We start from the raw sequence: 5109 nt of genomic DNA, 5'->3' as shown, positions 1-5109 counted from the left end.
AAGGAATTGAACCACCGACTGAAAATCGTGTTAAAAATGCAAAAGAACTATTGCATACAGATGAATATATGAAGTACTTAACGCGCTAAAAATTAACAGGAAAGATGCATTTATGATTGAATCTTTCCTGTTTTTTGCTATCATAAAGAAGAATGTAAAACCTATGATTACTAAAGGAGTGTCCCACATGTCAAAAATTTTAGTTTTTGGTCATCAAAACCCAGATACTGATGCAATTGGCGCAGCGATTGCATTTGCCCACTTGCAAAATACATTGCGTGATGAAGAAGTTGAGGCAGTTGCGTTAGGTACACCAAGTGAAGAAACTCAGTACGCTTTGGATCACTTTGGTCTAACTGCACCTCGCGTAATTTCAAATGTAAAAGATGATACAGAAAACGTTATGTTAGTTGACCACAATGAATTTCAACAAAGTGCTGCTGATATTGCAGAGGCAAATATCTTAGCGGTTGTTGACCACCATCGGATTGCAAACTTTGAAACTGCTAATCCATTGTACTACCGTGCTGAACCAGTGGGTTGTACGAGTACAATTGTTTTGAAATTGTATAAAGAAGCACAAGTAGAAATTCCAAAAGCTGTTGCAGGTATGATGCTTTCTGCAATTATCTCAGATACGTTGTTATTCAAATCACCAACTTGCACGCCTGAAGATGTTGCTGCGGCAAAAGAACTTGCAGCTATTTGTGAAACAGACTATGAGGCATATGGCTTAGAGATGCTAAAAGCTGGGACAAACTTAAGCGATAAATCAGCTAGCGTTTTATTAGACCTTGATGCTAAAAGTTTCCCAATGGGCGATAAAAACATCCGAATTGGTCAAGTTAATACCGTTGATTTAAAGGAAGTTTTTGATCGTCAAAAAGAATTAGAAGCCGCAATGGAAGTTGAAAATGAAAAAAATGGTTATGATCTATTTGTCTTAATTGTTACCAATATTTTAGATAGTGATTCTGAGTTACTTGTTATTGGTGAACCCAAGGATAAAGTAGAGGCAGCTTTTAATACAAAATTAGAAAATAATCGTGCGCTACTAAAAGGTGTGGTTTCACGTAAAAAACAAGTTGTACCACAACTAACAGAGGCATTTGCCTAAAAATAGGAACTATTAGAATGATATCCGAGCAAAAGCGGTCGCATCACTTTTTTATGGTAGTGATTGGTGCTTGTTCGGGTATTTTTCTTTAACGATATTTTTAAAGATTGGAATTATGTGAATATGAAATTTTATTATGGCGGTAATCACAAAGAAGCATATCAAAATCTGGCTCACAAGCCCACCTTTCAACAGCTTTGTCACTATCTCTTTCAACATGAAGCTGCTATTTTGCGTGATTTAAAAAAAGAGATTACCAATCATGATCTTGAAAAAACGATTGATACAGCAATAAAATTGCAATTAATAGTACGAAAAGATAGGCGCTACCGACTACTTTTTCCTGTTGTTACACCAGCATTAGTTGCTAATATTCAGGAGGAAAAAACATTTCAGTTAGCTTTACAAACGTTAAAAAAAGAAAGTGATCAGAACGTATTGACGGCGTTAAATTATTTTAACAATCTTTTAGAACAAGATTATTTTTATGGGGTTACTGACGCGATTTCATTTGCAACTGCTACAAAACTAGAAAATGAGAAATTGCACTTAATAAGTTGTCAGTTAAAAGATCAGACGACTACATTGCCTGGCTATTTTAATGCTTTAAAGAAAAGTGAGTTGACAGAAGAAAACTCTTTATATGCCTTATTAGGTGATGTGGAGCTAAATTATGCGCTTGATCAATTTTCTTATATTATTCAAAGGACTTATCAAAAGAAGAAAGTGCGTCCGTCTATTTTTAGGCAAGCACTAGTGATGACCGATATTTTAGCGATTGATGACAGTGACAATTTACAGCTGGCAGTACCAATTTTTGATCATTATGGTGAACAGGTAATTTCTTTAGCCGATGATGTTTTTAAATGGCAGTTATTATTTACGCGGTTTTTGGATTTTAAAGAAATGGATTTTTTACAATTTATTATTCTTAAAGGATAATGATGAAAATAAGATGAGAAAACAAATTTATTTTATTTGTAACAAAAAATACTTATTTGTTTTTTTAAAGCTAATTAAATCGCAATAGACGCGAAGATAATCCTAAAATGTTACGTTAATATTTTATATTATTGATTTTTTTACACCTAACAGAATTACCCGATTAATTTAAATATCTTTAAATTAAAAAAATAATAATAATATATGTTGAATTTCTAATAATAAGATGATATTATTATTATAGAATGAATCAGGGGGGCTTCTGGATGGAGAAGATCAAAAAAGAGTATGTAAAAAGTAAACCGGTAGTAAGTGGTTCGATGATTCAATTTATTTCGATGGCAGAAGTAGAGGCTGCACGAGCTGAATTGAAAGCTAATCAAATTGATGAAAATCATTTTTCTGACGGTGAAATCATTTTAGCGATTCAGCAAAAACAAGAGCTTGGCGCACAGACAATTGTTCCGATCGTGGTTGATTGGTTGGTGGAAAATAACTTTATCGTAACTGGGGCACAGGCGGTTAAATATTTATTAGATAATGCGAAGTATGACAACCAACCGTGCTTATACAAAGTTGTAGGAGAATTAGATTTTGATGCCAATGGAAAGTTCTATCTAATCGTGGCAACAAGTCCAAAACGTAAAGTTGAATCTTTATATAAAGTTTATACAAATGGTGTCATAAAAGAGTTATGGGTAGAAAAATAGAGTTATTAGGAAGTGAGCAATCGCTTCTTTTTTTTGTAATTTTTTATTCTTTTTCAGCTTAGTATTAGAATTCTACCTGATATTTTTTGTGAGTTATCAAGACTAGGGCTATAGTTAATTTTTAACGAGTGTTTTTCTGTTGATTTATACAGCGGCACTACACAAATAAAAGATGACGGAATCTAGAATTCCGTCATCTTTTATTTGTTATGCGTGTATTTTTATTGGTGCGCTCATAAAGAAAATACTAAAAAAAGTAATGTTAATTGTTGCGGCAATAAGGCTTCCTAAATTAGGTAACGAAAAATCAGCAAGTAAAACACTGTAAAGAACACTGACCAAATAAATTAGAATATCAATGGCCATTAAGACCGCAAAGCTAAAAGGGTACTTCCGGTTTAAAAAGGCAATTAAAAAGAAGAATAGTGCCATCAAAGTCGTTAGTATTTGAATGCCAGTTGCTAAAAGATAGAAAAACGAATGAATATTCCCAGTAGGAAGAAACGTACGTAGAAATAAAATTGAAAAAGCAATAAAATAAAAAATTGTGGCTTCTTTAAATTCAGTCTTTTCTGTTTTCCTACAGTAGTAATAAAGCAGTCCGCTAAAGATAACTGTAAATAAAATAAGGAGGTGATTAAAGAAGCTCCCTAGGTTACTACTTTCGCCCAATGCATTTAACGATAATTTAATCGCAAGGGTATCAACTACGTAATCGATACAAAATGTTGACACAAAAAGAATCGTAGCGATAAACCCACAAACTACCGTAAGATATTTTAATAATTTTAAATTTGACATATACTCTCTCCAAACAGTTCTTCTGTTCAATAATAACAAAATAATAAGTAAATGTCGAATGTTTCTCATAAAAAGAAAGTTTCATTAATTTAATATGAAAAAAGACACCGCCAATTTGCTAAACAAAGGACTAGCAAATTAGCGGTGTTTTCTTATTGCCGTAGTTGTCTTTTACGAACTTTTTTGGTCCAGAAACCACCAGAAATGTATTTTGGCTCATAGGAGATAATAAAAGCACGTTCTTCCACACTTTTGATTAATTGATAAAGTTGGCGCTCATTTTTTCGTGGTGATAAAATCTCAAGCACAACACGTTCACCTTCTAAACCTTGTGCATTACTTTGCGTAACGCCATAGCCATTGTCGCGTAAAACTTTAGGTAAATGATTTTCTTCACTGGTATTTGAAGGCAGGATAGCTGTAACCATAATATAGCCTAAAGCCAGTTTATCTTCTATTTTAATCCCAACACTAATCCCAACAGCATAACCGAGTGCGTATACGAATAAGTTGATAGGATCATCCAGACGATCTAAAACCATTGAAAGTCCTAAAATATAAATCGTAATTTCAACCATACTCACAAGTGGTGCAATGACACGATAACCCTTCATTGTTAACATAAAGCGGAGCGTATTCAGGGTGATATAGGCAAAATTAATAGCAAAGATCATAAATAATAATTTGAAATCCAATTAAAAACCCCCTTATTGCTCCAAAATACACTACAAATTCAGAAATTACAATTGAAAGACTAATCAAAATAGAATATTATTGCAAAAATATTAAAAATAGATTACAATTGTTATATAGAACGGTTGTTATGGAATGTGGGAGGTGAGGAAATGACGCGACGTCTTTTATTAGCAAGTCATGGTTTGATGATATTTTTTGGTCTTTATTATTCAATTTATTTACTTTTGATTAATCCCGAAACGCTTTTTACAGTGGAAGATGCTTTACGTTACCATCCTGCTTTTGATCATCTGTTAGTGGTCTTTTTCAAATTCATCTTGATTTCTGTTAGTAGTTTTTTTGCATTTGTGGCGTTGCGGTTCTTTTTACCGTTTTGTCATTCATACTCATTTATACAAGGAATCATCTTATTGTCACTGGCTTTAATTATCCCATACTTGCCGCTTACCATTCGCATATTTTTAGCTATGATGGGTTTATTTCAATGTGGGATAGTTAGCTATCATAAACTTGCGATGTTGTAAACGATTTTTTATAATTGGTAAATCTCTAAATAATAAATTATTTTTAAGCACTTGATTTTTTTAAAATCAAGTGCCTTTTTGTTTGCTAAAAATCACAACATTTTTAAACAATAATGCTCATTGTTGTCTCATATAAAATTCCGTCATCTTTTAGAATGTTCGGATTTAGTTATATAATTTTTATTTTTTATTGTGCAAAAATATTTTAAAGTAAATATCACTTATACATCACTATTGTTATCGCATTCATCAATAATGGTGTAAACGCTTTATATTTTAAGTGGTTTAACTGTTACGAAATAGTGGATTTGAGTCAATA

6 protein-coding genes and 1 pseudogene are annotated in these 5109 nt (G+C 32.4%); 5 read left to right on the top strand and 2 right to left on the bottom strand.

The window, feature by feature from the left end:
* The 4 genes and pseudogenes from pflA to JZO76_RS14060 all read left to right on the top strand — a co-directional run.
* A pseudogene (gene pflA / locus JZO76_RS14075) lies at positions 1-89 on the top strand (pyruvate formate lyase 1-activating protein); the annotation flags it as partial.
* A gap of 98 nt (positions 90-187) precedes the next feature.
* Entirely contained in the window at positions 188-1117 is a 930-nt protein-coding gene (locus tag JZO76_RS14070) for a manganese-dependent inorganic pyrophosphatase (protein WP_206905892.1), read from the top strand.
* A gap of 123 nt (positions 1118-1240) precedes the next feature.
* Positions 1241-2059 (top strand): DUF1803 domain-containing protein, encoded by an 819-nt coding sequence (locus JZO76_RS14065; protein ID WP_206905898.1) that lies wholly within the window; start codon positions 1241-1243, stop codon positions 2057-2059.
* Between the two features lie 266 nt (positions 2060-2325).
* Positions 2326-2769, top strand: coding sequence for a hypothetical protein (locus JZO76_RS14060; protein ID WP_206905890.1), 444 nt, complete (start codon positions 2326-2328; stop codon positions 2767-2769).
* A gap of 207 nt (positions 2770-2976) precedes the next feature.
* Here the strand turns inward: JZO76_RS14060 and JZO76_RS14055 are convergent, their stop codons facing one another.
* A complete protein-coding gene (locus JZO76_RS14055) occupies positions 2977-3570 on the bottom strand; it encodes a hypothetical protein (RefSeq protein ID WP_206905889.1) in 594 nt (197 codons plus the stop codon).
* Between the two features lie 152 nt (positions 3571-3722).
* On the bottom strand, positions 3723-4265 hold the full coding sequence (locus tag JZO76_RS14050) for a DUF2179 domain-containing protein (RefSeq protein ID WP_268991020.1): 543 nt from the start codon (positions 4263-4265) through the stop codon (positions 3723-3725).
* A 150-nt stretch (positions 4266-4415) separates the two neighbouring features.
* Here JZO76_RS14050 and JZO76_RS14045 point away from each other — a divergent pair, with 150 nt between their 5' ends.
* Positions 4416-4790, top strand: coding sequence for a hypothetical protein (locus JZO76_RS14045; RefSeq protein WP_206905887.1), 375 nt, complete (start codon positions 4416-4418; stop codon positions 4788-4790).
* Positions 4791-5109: the final 319 nt, after the last annotated feature.

This window comes from Candidatus Enterococcus myersii (assembly GCF_017316025.1).
In the GTDB taxonomy this organism is placed as follows: domain Bacteria; phylum Bacillota; class Bacilli; order Lactobacillales; family Enterococcaceae; genus Enterococcus_C; species Enterococcus_C montenegrensis.
This window is presented reverse-complemented; position numbering and strand designations above follow the sequence as displayed.

Coding starts and splice junctions, on each gene's coding strand:
- JZO76_RS14045 (WP_206905887.1), top strand. CDS start 4,416: ATGACGCGACGTCTTTTATTAGCAAGTCATGGTTTGATGATATTTTTT.
- JZO76_RS14055 (WP_206905889.1), bottom strand. CDS start 3,570: ATGTCAAATTTAAAATTATTAAAATATCTTACGGTAGTTTGTGGGTTT.
- JZO76_RS14060 (WP_206905890.1), top strand. CDS start 2,326: ATGGAGAAGATCAAAAAAGAGTATGTAAAAAGTAAACCGGTAGTAAGT.
- JZO76_RS14070 (WP_206905892.1), top strand. CDS start 188: ATGTCAAAAATTTTAGTTTTTGGTCATCAAAACCCAGATACTGATGCA.
- JZO76_RS14065 (WP_206905898.1), top strand. CDS start 1,241: ATGAAATTTTATTATGGCGGTAATCACAAAGAAGCATATCAAAATCTG.